Genomic DNA, 18,069 nt, shown 5'->3' with positions numbered 1-18,069 from the left:
TGAAAAATCCTTCATCTCACCCAATGATCCCATCCACGTAAATGTAGTCCAGATAATCAATTCTGAGCGGCTCGCCGCCGTCCGAAATACCGGTGAGACTGACCACGTCGCCCGCCGCGAGTTCGACCCCGAAGGTGCTGTGCTCGGCAAAGGATGTGCCGTTCACGATCGCATCGCCCGCATCGAGGTTCCAGACGAAGCTGTCCACCACCACGCCGTTCACCTCTATGTCGAGTTGCGACTGACCATCGGACTCGTCGAAGTGACCCAAGGTAAGGTTATAGGTTCCGGCCGCATCCGCAAAGACGAAGCTTGCGCTCTGCACGCCCGCGTTGCCCGCCCTGATCAATTGATCCCCGGATGCATGGCCATTGCTGCTGATGATGAAACCTTGGTCTAGCGAGAAAGTCTCGGCCTCGAGGCGCACCAACTCGCCCGGGTTGGCAGGCGCACTGCCGCCGCCCGAGCCGCCGTCGAGCGGAGTGAAGTCGAGGTAGTCTATGCGCAGTGGCTCACCGCCGTTGGAGACGCCCGACAGCTCCAGGATATCGCCGGCCACCAGATCGAGTCCCGAAATGGTGTGTTCGGCAAGGGCGCCCGGTGTGACCGTCGTCCCGTCCGCATCGAGATCCCAGGTGAAACTGTCGATCACCGAGCCATTGAGCACCACGTTCAGCACCGACTGCCCGTCGGATTCATCAAAATACCCGAGGGTGAGATCGAAGCTGCCGGCCTGTGTCACGCTGTAGCTGGCAATCTGCGTGCCCGGATCCGTGGCCTGGATGAGCTGATCGCCCGAAGCATGCGGGTTGCCGAAGACCGCGAAACCTTGCACGAGGCTGAGGCTCTCGGCCTCGACGCGGAAGGTCTCGCCCGAGCTAGAGCCTCCGCCCGTGCCGCCACCCCCGGTGCCGCCAGTGCCACCGCCGCCGGAACTACCCTCGGCAGGCGTGAACTCGGCAAAGTCGATGCGCAGCGGCTCGCCGCCGTCGGACACGCCCGACAGCTGCAGGGTGTCGCCCACCTTCAACTCTACGCCCGAGATGATGTGCTCGGCAAAGGAGGACGGGGTAACCGTCGTCTCGGCCGCATCGAGATCCCAGGTAAAGCTGTCGATCACCGTGCCGTTGACCAGCACGTTCAGCACCGATTGACCATCGGATTCGTCGAAATAGCCGATCTTGATGTCGAAGGTCCCGGCCGTGGCCACGGTGTAATTGGCGATCTGCGTGCCCGGGTCGGTGGCCTGGATCAGCTGGTCGCCCGAGGCGTGCGGGTTGCCGAAGACCGCGAAGCCCTGCACGAGAGTCATGTCCTCGGCCTCGACGATGAACGGATCGCCGATGGGCGTGCCGCCGCCTCCATTGCCGCCGCCGCCATTGCCGCCGCCGCTCGAGCTGTCGGCGTCGTAGGTCAGGTAGATCGGCGACGTGGTCGGGCCCACAGGCAGGTTGCCGTTGCTCGGGTCGATCACCGCCGCGACGATGCCGAGCGGGAGCTGGTTCTCGCCGGTGAAGTCATAGGCCGCCACCCCCGAGAGGTCGAACATCGACGAGATGTCCTGCACGCCGCCTGTCAGGGTAACGTCAACGGTCTGGAATTCCACGGCGTTATTGGCCGGGAAGTCCGATGCCGCCAGCGCTGCCAGCTGCGCATCGAGCTGCGGCGCATAAGCCTGCTCCGTGCTGGTGCCGGTCGAGAAGGCGTTGGTGGTGGGCTGGATCATGCCCTTCATCAGCACGACCCGCATGGTCGCCCCGGCCGGGCCGCTGACCATCATGCTGAAGTCGCTGTCGCTGTAGGTCCCGACGCCACCCTCGATAAGCCCGTTGACCACGATGCTGGCCTCGGTGCCGGCCGCAGACTGCGACGAAAGCCCCTTGGCGCCCGCTTGCGTGTCTGTGCCCTGCAAGTATCCCGTGCTGGTGGTGCCGTCGGCATAGGTCACGGTGAAGCTCGAGCCGATCAGCTCGGCCCCCGAGACCCCGCCCACGTCCCAATTGGGAGACGTGCCCGCATCGAGCGTCGACTTCTTTGCGCCGGCGATTGAGTTGGGATCCATGTCGACCGAGAAGGTCACCGTCTCGCCGGACTGGAAGCCACCCGCAGTCGCCTGGTTGAAGGTCAAAACGATGCCTTCGTAGCCAGCAGTGCCGCCAGCGCCGACGTAGGTCGCATTGTTCGGATCGCTGGCATTGTTGTTCGGCGCGACCACGCCGGTGTTGCCTCCGCTGTTGATGGTCAGCGCCTTGGCGACGGTGTCCCCGGCGAGGCCGAAAGGATCGAAGACCGCGTCCTTCAGCACCGCCCCCGAGACGTCGATCTCGACCTTGGTGACCACCTTGGTGCCGGTATTGCTGAGCACGAAGGAGCCGGAGTCGTAGTTCGACTTCTGTACGTTGTCGGCCGTCGGGGTGATCGCCAGTGTGACCGCGCCACCCCCTGACCCGGGCGTGCCGCTGTCGTTGTCAAGAATCGTTACCAAGCCGGTGTCCTCCCCGATGGTTGCATTGGCTCCGCTGACCCCGGTGATCACCACCTCGAACCTCTCGGCCCCCTCGACCAGCGTGTCGTTCAGAATATTGATCAGCACGCTGGTATCCGCCGCGCCGCCCGCGATCTGCCGGCTGCCGCTGTAGACGCCGGTCGCGGCGTTCAGCGTCGCATTGGCCACGGTGTAGTCGCTGCCCGCCGTCGCGGTGAGCGGACGCACCTCGAACTGCACGAGCACGGTGCTCTCGGAAGGCACGTAGTTGCTCGCCGAGAGCGCGACGGTGACCGAGCCGTCGGCCTCGCCGGCAATCGCGTCGCCGACCGAGATCGACGGCCCCGGCGCGACGTCGTCGATGGCGATGATCTCGATGGCGTTGATCAGCGGATTCTCCAGCACCGACGCGAAGTCGATGTCGGCGATCCCATCAATGATCTGGCCGGTCCATTGCACCATACCGCCGACGCCGCTGCCGAAAGCCGCCACGAGGTCGAAGTCGTTCAAGAAGAGTGAGCCCTCGATAGACACGTCGAAGATCCGCTCACCGACCTGGTCGGTGCCGTTGTAGCCGTTGCCCATGTAGAGGCGGATCGCGTAGCTGCCCGGATTCACGGCGAACTCATACTGCATGCCCTGGCCGGTGGGCTGCGCCCAGCGTTCCTGCGCGAATACCCCGAGCGGGGTGCTCGAGGGCACCGAGCTGTCAAGCGTTGCGAGGTTGAACGTCGACACCGACGTGGTGCCGGCCACCAGCACCGAGGTCGAGCTGCTCCAGTCCATGCCGCCATCGCTGGCCGCCACGTCGGTATTGCCGCCGACCCATCGGTGCACGATCTCGCCCTCCGACGTGTTGGTGACCTCGATCCAGTCCCACGAGGCGGCAAAGCTGTCGTCCCCGGCGGTGGTCGAGGCAACCATGCCGACCACTGCGCCGGTGACCGAGCCGAGGTTGTCATACTCACCCTTCACCGCCTCGACGACGGCCGCCGGAAGCGCCAGCGTCGCGGTCGGCACCCAGTCCGTGTAGACGCCATTGTTCACGTAGCGCGCCCGCGCAGTGGCGGTCTCGGCCCCGGAGGTCATGTCGAGGTCGATCGCCACCTCGAAGTTCGGATCGCCCACACCGAGGATGTCCGGATCCTCGATCCCCGGCACCTCGACGAAGCTGCTGACGAAGCTGTTGTTCTCCTCGACGATCAGCTGCACGCCGTATTTGATCGTGCCGCCGTCATCGACCACGGCGATCGTGGCCTCGACGAAGGTGTCCTGATCGCCCGGCCCGACCATCAGGCCGACTTTCTCGCCGCCGTCCCAGGTCTTGGCCGGCGCGTCCTTGTTGAGCGAATAGGTGAAGATGTTGACCATCTCGCTGGTGATCGCGAGCTGCTGCGCCCCCGAGGACATGAAGCCGATGCCAAGCACGTCCTGCTGAGTGTTCGCCGCGCCGACGGCGGTGCCCGCATAGGCCTCGTCGATGCTGACAAAGCTCGAGGCGCCACCAAGATTGAACACGCCGCCATTATAGAGACCCTGCGTCGGATCGCCGGCATTGTCGGTTGCCGGAAGCACGTTGTTGCGCCACACCGCGTTGACGCCTATCCCGCCCGCGATGCTGTCGCCGCTTGGCACGGCGCCGGGCGGAGTCGAGGCGGGGTTGTTCAGCTCGAAGTCCCACTTGGCCGTCGAATTCGGCCCCACGTTGACGCCGGTGCCATCGGTCGGGTCGCCGACATGGCTGTCGAGGATGTTATCCACCCCGTCGAGGTCGAGATCGTCGCTCGGATCGAGCGGCTCGCCGCCGGGGATGAAGATGGCGATATTGTCCTTGCCGTAGACACCGCTGACGATGAGCCCGGCGAAATCGTCCAGCCCATCCCCGTCATTGTCGATGAAGACCCCGAGCCCGTCGTCCCCCAGCGCCGTCACGGCCAGCGGCTGCGAGCCGAAGTTGCCCAGCTCGTAGACCACCGAGGCGGAATCCGTGCGGCCGTCACCGTCGGTGTCCTCGACCTTGACGAAATAGAGCGTGCCGTCGAAGCTGGCTGCGACGACGGTGTTCTGCAGCGCCCCGCCGAAGAAGCTCGCGGTGTACTCCTCGAGCCCGTTGGTGGATTCCGGCAGCGTGAGCAGCGATCCGTCTTGGGTGTAATCTAGCAGCTGGGCTTCGGGCGAATGCGCCGTGCCATCCATCACCGAGGTGCCGTCGAAGAAATCCAGCACGTTGGCGATCGAACTTCCGGGATGCTCCCAGTCGTAGCCCGAGACCACGTCGAAGAAATCATCCGGCAGACCGGTGAGCGACGTCGTATCGACCCAGCTTCCCGCGGAATCCTGCGCGTAGATGATCAGCAGCTCGGACAGGAAATCGCGCGCCTGCGCCTCATTGGCAAAGAGCACCGCACCATAGGCCATGATCGGCGATCCGGAGGTCGCCCCGGCATAGGTCCCGTCGCTCTTGAAGGCCAGCGACAGCGCTTCGGCCGCGGCGCGGATCGGGTTGGCATGGCCGCCGTAGGGGCCGTATTCGTCGGTGATCTCGCCAAGATAATGCAGCTGGTCGCCGTAGCCCTTGCTGCCGTCTTCGCTGAAATGGTTGGTGGCGAATTCCGAGGTCCAGTCGTCAATGATCGCGCCATCGGAGTACGAGACTGCTTGGCCACCCCAGCCACCGTTGGGACCGTTGTCAAAGGTGTAGACCTGGCCGTCCTCGGTCACCAGCACGTCAAAGGGATTGCGGAATCCCGGCGAATGGATGGTCAGCGGGTTGTCGACCAGCTTGAGCTGCCCATCCTCGCTGACCAGCACGTAGTCGGTGATCTTGGCCATGTTGAGGCCATTGTTCCCTCCCGCCCAATCGGGCCGCAGAACACCGCCGCTGCTGCCGTTGTTGTCGAGCGTGAAGTTGGGATCGAGATTCAGGTTCTCGATGTCCAGCGTGGTGAGATCGACGTTCGGACGCGACGGATCGTCGAGCGTCGGCATGTCCAGAATGAAAAGGTTCCCGCTGGCGTCCGTGCGAATGTCATAGGACTCCAGGTCGGTCAGGTTGATCTTGATGACCGAGGCCGAGTAGGCGAAATCCACCGTCCCAGCAAAGTTATTGCCAGGCGCGCCCTTGTTGGTATTGCCGCCTATCGCGACCCACAGGAAGGTATCGCCGGTGTCGGGGTCCACCGACAGGTCGAGCCCATTGATCGAATGGTTCTCTTCCGAACGCGGCAGGCCGCGCACGATGGCGACATTGGAAAGCACCTCGCCGGTGTCAGGATCCAGCACGAGCCGATGAATCTGGCTCGAGTTGGTGTCAAGCCCGCTGTCTTCACCCACCGAGATGCGCCAGTCGGAGGAGGTGACGTAGAGCACGTCGTTGCCCTCCGCGTCGGTGGTCGCGACGAGGCCGGTCATCTGGCGGAACGTCTTGGAGTTCAGGGTCCCGTCATCGTTGAAGTTCTGGGTTTCGGCCGGAATGACGCCAATCGCCGTCGACGAGGTCACGACGAAGTCGGGGCTCGTGTCGGCATCCGCCCCATCCGGCTGCCGTTCAATTTCGTAGCGATAGATGGTGCCATTTTGCTGGGCGACAAAAAGCACCGGATTTCCCGTTTCGCTGAAATCCAGCGCCGTCGGGTTGGTGCTCTGTTCCCCGGAAAGATCAGTGACACCGAATGTAATGGTATCGGGCATAATAGAGTCCTCTGACGAGAGGGGTAAAATCAACTATGAAATCAGTTTTTATTTTTTGTTTTTAATTAATTACGGTTTTTTTGGCCTGCGCCGTGGCAGAGGAACTCGCAATTGCCGGAGGGGCTAAGCCCCGTCCGGCATCATGCCGCGGTCGAGCGGGTGAGCGCGCGTCGCAGCTTTGCGGAAAGGAACTCGGAACGGTGTGGCACGACAACTGCCTGGAACAGGTAGCGGCTTAGGATGTGTTCGGCGTATTCGCTTTTCGGCTTGTAACTGACCTGCACCCGGCCGTTCGGCGCCGTCGCCTGGACCGTGCTCAGTTCCACCGCCGCATTGCGGGTCTGACCGTCCGGAAGGAGCATGGTCAGCCGACCCAAGAGCGGCACGTTCAGCGCGTTCCCCTGGTCGAGGATAAGCTGGTCCTCGTCGACCCAGAACACCGCCCGCGACTGGCCGTCATCAGAAACGAAGCGCATGTCGTAGACCCGCGCACGCGCGGCCTCGATACGTTCTGACCGGCGACCGAAGACCGTGGTGCCGATCCGGGACACTGTCCGCGCAACCACGCAGGCCCCGACGATGAACACGAGGGAGATCTCGCCGAAATAAGACACCTCGGTGCGGCACAGCTTGTTGTTCAGCCGCGAGCGGATCGCCTTGGAGGTCCCGTGGCTCATGAAAGCCTGGGCCGGGCCTATCATCCCGGGCTTGACCCGGAACCGGCGTTCGTAGTCGGGGATCGTGGCGGCGTATTGTGCCGCGATCTCCGGGCGCACGGGTCGCGGGCCGCACATGTTCATGTCGCCCTTGATCACGTTCAGAAGCTGCGGAATCTCGTCGAGACGGGTTTCACGCAGGAACAGTCCCATCGGGGTTTCGATGCCCGACCCCTTGGGCAGCACCTTGTCCTTGGTGATCATCGCCGCCTTGTTGCTGTCGAGGCTGCGGAACTTGAAAACGTCGAAGAGCTCGCCGTTCTCGCCGATACGCGGGCCGCGGTAGAAAATCGGTGCACCTTGGGTGAGGGCGAGAAGCGCGGTGATCACCAGGAACAGCGGCAGGACCATCAGAAAGAGCGTCATAGCGATGGCGAAATTGTAAGCCCGGTAAACAAACCGCGAGCGCGGCTGGAAGCCGACCGAGAACCGCGGCCAAATGGCGCGCCGGCCGCCCGAGGGCCACGCCTCGGCTCCGGCGACCGCGCCGCTCGCATAGCCAGTGTCGCGCGCGGATTGGGAGGAGAGCTCCGTGCGGTAGTGGGAGGATTGGAAATCGGTGAAGCGGGGGGAGGAGTCGTCTAAAGTTCTGTATGTATGCGGTTTTTCTAGTTCTTTTTGCGTTGAAAAATTCATCGGAAATATCCTCGGAAAACTCAAGGAGCCTGGGAAAAACCCTAGCCAAAAAGCAAAATGCAAACGGTGCCGCATAGACGCGCGGCGATCATGAAAACCTTCGTGATGCTCGGACTTCGGCCAGAAACTGCCTCAAATGTCCCCTGACCAATACGGGGACAGATCGTTTTGTATGTTAATTAAAGCGCATCATTCTGTCGAAAATACTAACTTTATGGGCCAGCGGTGCAAAGCTGTTTTTTGGGACCTAGACCGCAAACGCGGAACAACTAGGGACTTCGTGGGCTTGTCACGCAAAGGTTGCACGGACACTGTGCAGCACATCGCAACAATAGCTTCTCGCACCAAATCAGGCGCCTCGCTTTCCAGCCCCATTTTTTCCCAGGTTTCGCCTTTAATGGCGAGGGCTTAGTTCGAACTTTGTCCCGCCTCGCCCGCATTTCCTCCCGCCTTTCTCGGCAGGCGGCCCTGGATCACCTGCCGGGGCGAATCGATGATGTACCCGGTGCGCCCCCTCACCTCTTCGAGGAGCCGAAGATCAGTGGCATCAACCTGAGGGTGGCGCGCGCCCGCGTTGGCGAGCACGGCGTCCTCGACCTGCGCCGAGGGGATCACCGGCGCTCCGCTGCCTGCGAACGCCGGGGCTTTCGAGAGCGCGACCTCCGCATCGGCGCGGATCTCGCCATCGGTGTCCGACACGTAGAAGTTCGGGCCGGGACGCCCCGCGTCCTGCAGGTGAAGTGGCGGCCGCTCGACGCTGTTCGGTCCGGGGATGTAGACATTGCCGATGATATTGACCGTCGAACCGGTGCCCTGAAAGCCGCTCGGGCCCCAGTTATACACCAGGTTGTTGATGAATTCGATCTGCCGGCTGTCATCCTTGATGTTGGGGTTGCGATGCCGGTTATGCGCAAGAAGATTGCCGATCACGGTGATGCGCTTGGCCGAGCCGCCGCCGATAAGAAGCCCCATGCTGTGCCGCCCCTTGGGATGGATCGACTGGTCGAGCGCCTCGGCGATGATGTTGTTGGAGATGGTGACATCGGCCACGTTGCCCCAGACCGCGAGGTTCTCGTCGACCGCCCAACTGATCGAATTGCCCTCGATCAGCACGTTGCGGATCGGCTTGGATCCGTCCCCGATCGACAGCCCGTCGCGGTTGTCGGGCGCATCGCCCGGACCGTCGCCCGGGCGCAGGTGCATCCCGCGCACGATCACGTTGCTGCCTACCACCCGCAGCCGTCCGCCGGTGAGGGTGATCCCCTCCGGCGCGCTGCGACCATCAAGCGTGACGTCCGGTCCGATCTGGATCTGCTGCGACAGATCTATGGTCCCCCCGACATCGAAGTGGATGATGCGCGGCCCCTGCTCCTGTTCGGCGGCCCAGCGGAGACTGCCCGGCCCGTCGTCGGCCAGCGTGGTCACGTGGATGGTGCGGCCATCGCCGCCGCCACGGGTCAGGGCGCCGAAACCAACCTGCTCTGGGTCATCCGCCGAGGAGGCGGTATCCGCCCAGACGAGGTCGACGGGCAGCGAAAATCCCGCCAAAGCGGTCGAGAGAATGAAACATGCCAGCACCATACGGCGCCGAGGAGACACAAAAAGGGTCATCACCTGCTCCCATGAATAACAACGTCACACCCGGACGCCGGAGCGACCGGGCTCACTAGGGTCGGTCGGAGCACGCGCCGCCCGCGGCGCGCGCCTTCTGCTCAGGAGGTCGTCTGCATCTGGCGGGACTTCTTGCCGAGCAGGTCCTCGAAATAGGCGATGGTCTTGGCGATGCCCTCGGAAAGCTCGATCGAAGGGCTCCAGCCGAGATGCTTGCGCGCGAGGGTGATGTCGGGGCGGCGCTGCACCGGATCGTCGCTGGGCAGTTCCCGCGACACCAGCTTCGACTTCGAGCCGGTTTGCGCCACGATCATCTCCGCAAGCTGCTTCACGGTGCATTCCTGCGGGTTGCCAAGATTCACCGGGCCGGTGAAGCCTTCGTCGGTGGCCATCATGCGCATCATGCCCTCGATCAACTCATCCATGTAGCAGAACGACCGGGTCTGGCTGCCATCGCCGTAGATGGTAATGTCCTCGTCGTAGAGCGCCTGCCGGATGAAGTTCGACACCACGCGGCCATCCTGCGGGTGCATGCGCGGACCGTAGGTGTTGAAGATGCGTACCACCTTGATCGGCAGACCGTGCTGGCGGTTGTAGTCGAAGAACAGCGTCTCGGCGCAGCGCTTGCCCTCGTCGTAGCAGGAGCGCACGCCGATCGGGTTCACATTGCCCCAGTAGCCCTCGGCCTGCGGGCTGACCAGCGCGTCACCGTAAACTTCAGAGGTCGAAGCCTGCAGGATCGGGCATTTCAGCCGCCGCGCCAGCCCCAGCATATTGATCGCGCCGTGCACCGAGGTCTTGGTCGTCTGCACCGGGTCGTGCTGGTAGTGGATCGGCGAGGCCGGACAGGCGAGATTATAGATCTCGTCCACCTCGACATAGAGAGGGATGGTCACGTCATGGCGCAGGAACTCGAAACGCGGATTGCCGAGCAGATGCTCGATATTGCGTTTCGTGCCGGTGAACAGGTTGTCGACGCACAGGACCTCTGCCCCGCGTTCCAGCAGCCGGTCGCACAGATGCGAGCCCAGAAAACCCGCCCCTCCAGTGACGAGGATGCGCTTTCGACTGTCGTAATTGCGCTTCAACATGGTGCTTCCTTTTCAAAAAATGAATCAAATCAGTCACAAAAAACATGTTGCCGAGGGGATCATCCCACCGCGGCGGATTTGGGCCGCGCCGGGTCCGGCATCGGCCAGCCCAGATCGGCGAGGTCACGTCCGACAAGCAGCTGGAGCAGCAGCATGTCCTCGGCGTAGGTTGCCGCGATCTCCTCGGCGAGGTCGGCGGGGACCGGCACCTTGGCGAGCTTGGCGGTATTGAGCGCATCCAGTTTTTTCAGCAGTCCCAGCGACTCGAGCCCGAAGGCGCGCTTGATCGGTCGTGACACGAGCTGGCGCGCGGGACCGGCCCGCGTCACCACGTAGCGCACCAGCTTCGAGCGCGCTCGCTTGGCCTCGTTGATCGAGGGGAAGTCCCGCCGCCCGTCGTCCTCGAGACCGAGGAACGCCAGAGTCCGGCGGTAGATGCCGGGCGTGTCCGCCCGCATGTCCTCTTGGAACAGCACCAAGACCCGATCGCGCGGCACCCGGGCGTAGAGCCGCGAGAGCATTTCTCCGAAAGCGGCGGTGCGCTTGTAGAGCAGCGTCGACGGGGCGCGACAACTGCGGGGGATATTCTTGCCCGCCGCGCGCGCATCCGAGAGGTCCCAGGCCGTGCGGAAGTCCTCTTCGTTCTCGTCGAGCGCATGGATCAGCTGCCGATGCAGCGAGGCCAGCATCTTCACCGGATTGCGCAACATGACGATGAATTTCGCATCGGGCCGCGCCTTGAGGATCTCGGTGATCGCGCTGTCCGAATAGAGATACCAGACCGATCCTTCCATCAGCACCTCGGCCTGCGGACCCGGCGCGAAGGTCGCGCGATAGGCTTCAAAGTCATCGCACAGGCACAGCCCGCGCAGGTCGCGCGAAAAGTAGTGCGGCTCCTTGGGGTTGCTGAAGCCCACCCCCGGGTGCCCCGCAAGATAGTGTCCCAGCGCCGTCGTGCCGCATTTCGGCGCGCCGATCAGGTAGGCGGCGGGCGGAAAGAGGTCCGCCCGAGATACTGGTTGGGGATCAGACGGAAGGGAATGCGTCGACACAGGCAGCGTCTCCTACTGCGTCGCCGGTCGCCTCGGGCCACGGCGCCGCAGCGGCGCCAGAGTGAATTTCGGGATGATCGCACGGATCGAGGCCATAAATTGGCCGATTTGCGGGGCCGTTCGGAGCGCCCGGGTCAGACGATCAGAGGATGATCGACAGAAAGAACCCGGCAAGAGCGCCCAAAAATGCAATCCCGATCCAGGCAACCGCCCCAAGGCTGAAACCAACGATGAATGAAATAAGCCAAGCGTAAAAAATTGCGGTTAGCGCACAAGAAATAATGAGTATCGCCTGCCGGACATACTGGCGGTCTCGCCGCGGCGGCCGTTCAGCCTGCTTGTCCATGGGCGATGTTTGCGACGGGTCGGCAGAACCGCGACCGCGCGTGACACGTAGCCTCCTTTCTAGAGTGTTGAGTGGCATCTTCCAATCCTGACCAATCGGAGAAGATCCGAAGGTGTTTCAGCCGGGTTGGCAATGATGACCGACACTTGGTCCCCCTAAACATTTGGGACAAATTCCAAAAATATGGACCCGGACCAAAACCAGCGGCGGACCCGTTGCGCGTTACTATACCCCGACGATACGCAACCGCCGGAAGACGCGTCAAGGAATTAAGACCTGCGCGCCGCGAGCCACACCGAAGAGTGACCGTTCTGCCCGTCACCGCGGCACCCGCCGAGGTTGCAGGCGGGGCGCGGGAACATCCGGCCGCGCCCTGTGCCAGTCGCTGCGGCGACCGGTCTCGGCGTAGATCGCCAAGAGCCGCTCAACCCAGGTGGCCACGCCGTAACGCCCGAGCGCCCGCTCGCGGACCGCATGGGCGGTGCGCTCCGCCAGGCCCTTCGTCTCGATCATCTCGAGAACGCCCCGCGCCAGTGCCTCCGGATCGCGTGGCCGCACGAGAATGGCGCCGGTCCCCTCCAGAACCAGCGCGTTCTCGCCCACATCGGTCACCACTGGCGGCAGCCCGTTGGCCATGGCCTCGAGCAGGGAGACCGGCGCCCCTTCCCAATGCGACGCGCTGACGAAAATGTCGCTGGCCGCCAGCACTTCGGGGATGTCGCTGCGCATGCCCAGGAAGCGCAGCTCGTCGCCAAGGCCGAGTTGTCCCGCTTGCGCGAGAAGGGCTTCGAAGCGCGGGGCGTCGCGGGCGTCGCCGACAAGCAGCAGAACCGCCTGCGGTGCCCGCGCGCGAATCGCGGCGAAGGCATCCAGAAGCACCTCATGCGCCTTCTGGCCGATGATGGCGCCGACGCAGACAAGCGCGACTTGCTCGTCGCCGAGGCCAAGCTCGCGGCGAAGCCGCGCGCGCGCGCCAAAGGGGGCCACCACGTTTTCGGAGACCGCATTCGGCACCACCCGGCAGCCAGCCGGCCCGATATCGCCCGCCGCGGCCACGGCGACGGCCTCGCCGACAGCGATCTTGTTGACTCCGGGCAGGCGCATGGCGATGCCCTGCAACAGGCGACGGCCGGGGCGAATTCTTCGCACCGAGGGTTTCACATTGTGGATCGTGGTGATGAAGGGGATCCCCAGCAGACGCGCGGCATAGGCCCCGAGCGTGCTCGATGAGGCGAGATGCGCGTGCAGATATTCGATCCGGTGGGCCCGCAGCGCCGTGACCAGCCGCCGGAAGCGCCCGAGGTCCACGAGATTGCGCCCCGGCAGCAACACCACCCTGGTGCCCGTGTCCCTCAGCCGCTGGAGGAACGGCGTCTCGAGATCGCTCAGCACGAACACCGTGAGGCTCATGTCCGCCCGCCCGCGCACCGCTTCGGCAAAGGTAAGCACAAGCCGCTCGGCGCCGCCAGTTAACAGGGTGTCGATCATGTAGCCGAGGCGCAACGGCGCCGGATCGTCCACGGCAAGCGCATGGCCTTGCAGATCAATCTTCGCAGCCTTCATGGGAAAGTCCGCCTTGCATAAGGGAGGCAACGCGCGGCCGGACCCGGTCGCGCGCGTCTTGCTCAGCGCGCCAGATGCGCCGGACGGTCGTCGCCGCGCGGAGATTGCTTCATCACTGTCACCCCGGGCGCATGCAGATCTTCCTCTCGGGTCTTCTTGGGCCGCGAGGCCAGCAGGAAGGCGATCATGTAGGCTGCGAAGGCAGCGATCCCCGCAACGATGATCGCGATGGCGAACTGCGCCTTTGGCGACAGGCTGACCGGGTTGATCGGCGGCGTGCCCTCTTCGATGACCCGCACGTTATCAAAGCCCGAGACCTCCACCGCCCGCGCATCGCGCAACCGCAGGTCAAGCTCGGCGATCCTTTCGGTCTGCGCTTCCTGACGTGCCTGCAGGAGCCGCGCCTTCGGCATCACCTCTGACAGGCCCGAAATATGAGATTGGGTGTTCTGGAACTCCTGCTCGAGATAGCTGATCCGGCTCTGCGCCTCCTCGATCTCCGTCTCCGCTTCCAGCGCATCCGCCTCGAAGCCCAGCCGGTTTTCCAAAGATGCCTTGCGCTGTTGCAGCGAGATCATGTTCAGCCGCGCCTCGCGCAACTCGGCATTGAGCGCGACCTCGTCGCGCACCGCGTTCTCGTATTCGATCTGCAGACCGGTCGCATCGGGTGCGCCGAGCAGAGCGATCAGCGCCGCGTCAATCTCTTCGGCTTCCTGCTGCGCCTTGTCCAACCGCGCCGTGATCGTGGAAAGCTCGCGCTCTGTGTACATGACCCGGCGGTGATCGAGGAAGGCCTCGACCAGCGCGTTCACCAGTTCCGCCGCGATCACCGGATTGCTGTGAAAGACCGACACCTTCACCACGTAGGATCCGGTGATCAGCTCGATCATCGTGCTTTCATCAAGCCAAATCGTCGCCTCGACGAGTCCCTCCGCGGTGTCGGGCATGTTGGGGTACACACGATTCAGACCCACCTTCTCGATCGCCTTTCGCACCAGCTTGGGGTTGTCGAGAAGCAGCATCTCGGCGTTCACGAAGCCCTGGAAGTCCCCGGCGTTGGGCGCACGGATATCCGTGAGGCTGGGGTCTGGCACGTAGACATATTCGCGCCCGAGAGCGAAGGACACCAGCGACCGCGCCTCGAACGTGGGGGTCGACTCCTTGATGGCGAAAAGCATGGGGGTGAGAGTTGCGCCGAACACGACAATAGCAAGAATGATGCGTTTCACGGTCAAACCAATCCATGGACACCATGCGGCGTCGGTAAAAAAGAAATAGAAATAGATCAAAAATGTAGTCTTCCGGGGAATGACTGTAGCACTCGCGCCGCCCTGCGGCAATATTTCGAACGGCTTGCGGCAGAGTTCACGCGCAAGTGAGCGCCCTTTGGGTCCGAACGCGGCAATCTTGGGCAGCGGTCCGTCCAAGGCGGTTTAAAGCTTTGCCCTGCGCGGGGATGCCCTTAGACTGATCTCGATTCTCACGCCCGGCCACCGCATTTTTCAGGTCGGATTTTTCATTTTTCTCCTCATGTTTTCGAGGATTTGCTGCATGGCATTCTCTCCCGGCAAGGCCACCTCCAAGAACCTGTTCTGGGCCTACCTCTCTTTCATCTCCACCAAGCTTCTGAACTTCGTCGCGGTCATCATCATTGCCCGCTACGTCGATCCGGTCGAATTCGGCCTGATGGCGATCTGCCTCGCGATCATGGGCTATTTCGAGATCATCTCGAAGTTCGGCCTCGGCGCGGCGCTGATCTCGGTCAAGGATCGGCAAGAGGAGACCGCCAACGCGGTCTTCTTCTGCGCGATCTTCACCTCGACCCTCATGGCGCTGTTGCTCTGGTGGGGCTCGGGCGCAATCGCCGGGCTCTTCGAATCGCCCGAACTGGAGCCACTTCTGGGCACCGTCTGCCTGGTGCTGGTGATCCGCGCGCTCGGCTCGGTGCACTACAGCCTGCTGTTCCGCGAGCTCAACCTGCGCAAAAAGCTGGTGCCCGACGTGGCGCAGGGCCTGGCAAAGGGGCTGATCTCGATCGCCCTCGCGATTCTGGGATACGGGGTGTGGTCACTGGTGATCGGCTACGTCGCCGGAGCGTTGGTCTCGACGCTGCTGCTCTTCTGGATCCGACCCTGGAAGCCCAGCGCCCTCCCAGACTGGCCAACCGTGCGTTACGTGATGAGCTTCGGCTCCTACCTGATCGGCGCCGAGACCATCAACGCCACGCCGCGGCTGCTCGACAACCTACTTGTCGGCAAGTTCCTAGGGCCGGCGGCGCTGGGGATCTACGCCATCGCCTATCGAATCCCCGAGCTGGCGATCAAGAGCTTCACCTCTGTCGCGGGCACGGTGCTCCACCCCGTGATGTCGAAAATGCAGACCCACCCCGAGGATCTGGCGAAATACTACTACCAGGCGCTGCGCTACTGCGCGCTGCTGATGTTCGGCATCGGCGCGGCGATCGCTGTGCTCGCCGAGCCCACCGTGCATGTGCTCTACAACGAGAAATGGTACGGCATGGTCGCGCCGATGCAGTTCATCGCGGCCGCCCTCGCCGTCAGCACGCTGAACATGGTGCCCGGCGAGCTGCTCAAAGCGGTGAGCCGCACCGACCTCATGTTCCGCGCCGCGCTGTTCAACCTGCCAATCTTCATCCTGCTGCTGGCCGGAGCGATCCCTTTCGGCATCACCGCGGTCGCCGCGGCGCAGCTCGCGATGGCCTTCATCCGCTTCATCCCGATCTACTTGGCCACCAAGCGGGTGATGAACGTGACGATTGCCAAGATATTCGCCGCGCTGCGCCCCGCGCTGGTCTGCGCCGCCAGCGCCTCGCTGGCCGCGTTTCTGGCGCTTCAGATGCACACCGGCTCCGAGCTGCTGCGCCTGATGGCCGGAGCCGCGGCCTTCGCGGCGGTCTATCTCGTCGCGCTCCGGCTGATGCTGCCGGGAGCCTTCGCGGCCGGGCATCGCTTCATCCTGAAGCGGAGGCGCGCATGACACCGCCGAGACAGCCCGGGGCCGCAGTCCAGGCCCCTTCGAGTTTTGCCAGCTCCCGCCCCGGGCAGGGCCGGCGCGACCATGCCGGCTGGGTGCCCCTTCACCATGCCATGCGAGAGATTCTCGGAAACGCCCGCGCGCGGCGCGGCGCAGCCACACCAGCCCCCTCCAAAGGCCGGACCCGCGCGCGGAGGCCGGAATGAGCGACGCCACCCTCTCCCCACGCAAGGGCTTTGACTGGCGCGGTTCGGCGATAATCCTGGCCTGCGGTCTCTTTGCCATGGCGGCCAGCTTCGTACTCCTCGGCCGTGACACCCTGCTGATCGCTTTCCCCTTCGCTCTGCTGATCTTTGCCGTCGGCATCCGCTTTCCGATGATCGCGCTGGCGGGTCTTCTGGTCCTGATCATGACCAACATGTCCGACAATCTCATCGAGTCCTTCGGGGCCCCTTCGCTCGCGAAGATCACCGCACCCGGTCTCTTCGTGCTGCTGGCCGCGCGCTACGCGGTCTACCGCGAGCAGCCCTATATCCCGCGCATCGCGATCATCTTCCTATCGATAATCTTTGCCATGAAGATGCTGAGCGCGACCTACGCCCTGCGCTGGGAGCTGAGCATCGCGCTCTCGATCGACTTCCTCAAGGAAGCCGCAGTGGCGATCCTGGCCCTTGCCTTCATGAACAACAAGCGCGGCTTCGAGACCGTGGCGCTGTCCGCAGTGCTGCCCATCGTATTGATCTGCGGGCTTGGCCTTTACCAGCTGCTGGTCGACTATTCGCCCTCCGGCTTTTTCGGCTTCTCGCGGTTCACCTATGGGTCCGGCCGGTTCTCGGGGATGCTGTTCGACCCCAACTTCTTCGGTGCGATCGTGGTCTTCGTCCTGCCGCTGGGACTGTTCCACCTGCTCAACGCGCGCGGCCCCACCGAGATGTTGCTCTGGACCCTGGCCTGCGGCATCCTGATCGCCGGGCTGCTCGCCACGCAGTCCCGCGGCGCGTTGATCGGGCTTGCCCTCGGACTGGTGGTTCTGAGCACCAGCTTCACCCGCAAGCAGTTCGTCGCCGCTGCGGCGATCGGCGGGCTGGTGGTGGTCTTGGCCGGTGTTTTCGCCGGCGACCGCTTCATCGACCGATTCACCAGCATATTCGACACCGCCGCCGCGGGGGCGGCGCAGGACACCAGCACCGAAGGCCGCCTTGCGAGCTGGACGGTGGCTTACAACCTCTTCAACGAGCATCCTTGGCTCGGAGTCGGCGTAGGCAACTTCAAGGTCCACTATCAGAACAACGCGCTTGAGGACGGGCTGATCTTCCGCGGCGAGGCCCGGGCGACTCACAGTCTTTACCTCGAGTTCCTCACCGAGCAGGGACTGATCGGGCTGATGGTCTTTCTCGGCTTCGCCGCCTTCGGCGCTGTCAGTTTCTTCCGAGGCGCCGCGCTCGCGCGCAGCGTCGGGGACGAGCTGATGGCAAGGCGGCTGGTCGCCTTCTGCGCCGCCTTCGTCGGCTATCTGGCGGCAATGACCTTTCTTCAGGACGGAATCCCGCGATTCCTCTGGTATGTGGTCTCGCTCGCCGCCGAGTCGCTGATGATCATCCGCTGCATCTACGCCGATCACCCATCACTCCAGTTCAGGACCCGCCGCTTGGTCGAGCCCTCTCGCGTCCGGACCCGCTGACCGATTCTGCGGCGCCCGGCGAGCACGGACGCGGCCGCCATCACCCCCGCCGGTCCAGGAAGCCAAGGGAATGTTCAGCCGTGGCCATTGCGCGGTGCCCGCTGAGCCACGCCAGCGGCGCGCAGTAAACGGCGACGGTTTCGCGCGCGGCCCCCGCGGGTCCGATCAAGCCGCAAGACCCCACCGGGGCAAGCGCCAAGTCTT

10 protein-coding genes are annotated in these 18,069 nt (G+C 63.7%); 2 read left to right on the top strand and 8 right to left on the bottom strand.

The window, feature by feature from the left end:
- Positions 1 to 16: 16 nt before the first annotated feature.
- From CEW88_RS02965 to CEW88_RS02930, 8 genes are all read right to left on the bottom strand, one after another.
- A complete protein-coding gene (locus CEW88_RS02965) occupies positions 17 to 6,175 on the bottom strand; it encodes a malectin domain-containing carbohydrate-binding protein (protein WP_108964610.1) in 6,159 nt (2,052 codons plus the stop codon).
- Positions 6,176 to 6,315: 140 nt separating this feature from the next.
- On the bottom strand, positions 6,316 to 7,257 hold the full coding sequence (locus CEW88_RS02960) for a sugar transferase (protein ID WP_159099539.1): 942 nt from the start codon (positions 7,255 to 7,257) through the stop codon (positions 6,316 to 6,318).
- Positions 7,258 to 7,935: 678 nt separating this feature from the next.
- Positions 7,936 to 9,138 carry a pectate lyase family protein gene (locus tag CEW88_RS02955; protein ID WP_108964608.1) on the bottom strand — a complete coding sequence of 401 codons (1,203 nt, stop codon included), beginning with the start codon at positions 9,136 to 9,138 and terminating at the stop codon, positions 7,936 to 7,938.
- A 101-nt stretch (positions 9,139 to 9,239) separates the two neighbouring features.
- A complete protein-coding gene (locus CEW88_RS02950) occupies positions 9,240 to 10,229 on the bottom strand; it encodes a UDP-glucuronic acid decarboxylase family protein (RefSeq protein ID WP_203595009.1) in 990 nt (329 codons plus the stop codon).
- A 59-nt stretch (positions 10,230 to 10,288) separates the two neighbouring features.
- Entirely contained in the window at positions 10,289 to 11,281 is a 993-nt protein-coding gene (locus CEW88_RS02945) for a sulfotransferase family protein (protein ID WP_159099538.1), read from the bottom strand.
- A 142-nt stretch (positions 11,282 to 11,423) separates the two neighbouring features.
- A complete protein-coding gene (locus CEW88_RS02940; RefSeq protein ID WP_159099537.1) occupies positions 11,424 to 11,705 on the bottom strand; it encodes a hypothetical protein in 282 nt (93 codons plus the stop codon).
- Between the two features lie 240 nt (positions 11,706 to 11,945).
- Positions 11,946 to 13,190, bottom strand: coding sequence for a glycosyltransferase (locus tag CEW88_RS02935; RefSeq protein ID WP_108964605.1), 1,245 nt, complete (start codon positions 13,188 to 13,190; stop codon positions 11,946 to 11,948).
- Positions 13,191 to 13,252: 62 nt separating this feature from the next.
- Positions 13,253 to 14,419, bottom strand: a complete 1,167-nt coding sequence (locus CEW88_RS02930; protein WP_159099536.1) for a hypothetical protein — start codon at positions 14,417 to 14,419, stop codon at positions 13,253 to 13,255.
- A 322-nt stretch (positions 14,420 to 14,741) separates the two neighbouring features.
- Between CEW88_RS02930 and CEW88_RS02925 the strand changes: the two genes are divergently transcribed.
- Both CEW88_RS02925 and CEW88_RS02920 read left to right on the top strand, forming a co-directional pair.
- Entirely contained in the window at positions 14,742 to 16,187 is a 1,446-nt protein-coding gene (locus tag CEW88_RS02925; protein ID WP_159099535.1) for a lipopolysaccharide biosynthesis protein, read from the top strand.
- A 199-nt stretch (positions 16,188 to 16,386) separates the two neighbouring features.
- On the top strand, positions 16,387 to 17,865 hold the full coding sequence (locus CEW88_RS02920) for an O-antigen ligase family protein (RefSeq protein WP_108964602.1): 1,479 nt from the start codon (positions 16,387 to 16,389) through the stop codon (positions 17,863 to 17,865).
- Positions 17,866 to 18,069: the final 204 nt, after the last annotated feature.

It is taken from the genome of Alloyangia pacifica (genome assembly GCF_003111685.1).
Lineage (GTDB): Bacteria > Pseudomonadota > Alphaproteobacteria > Rhodobacterales > Rhodobacteraceae > Salipiger > Salipiger pacificus_A.
Note: the sequence above shows the minus strand (reverse complement) of the source record. Positions and strands in the feature narration are given on the sequence as shown.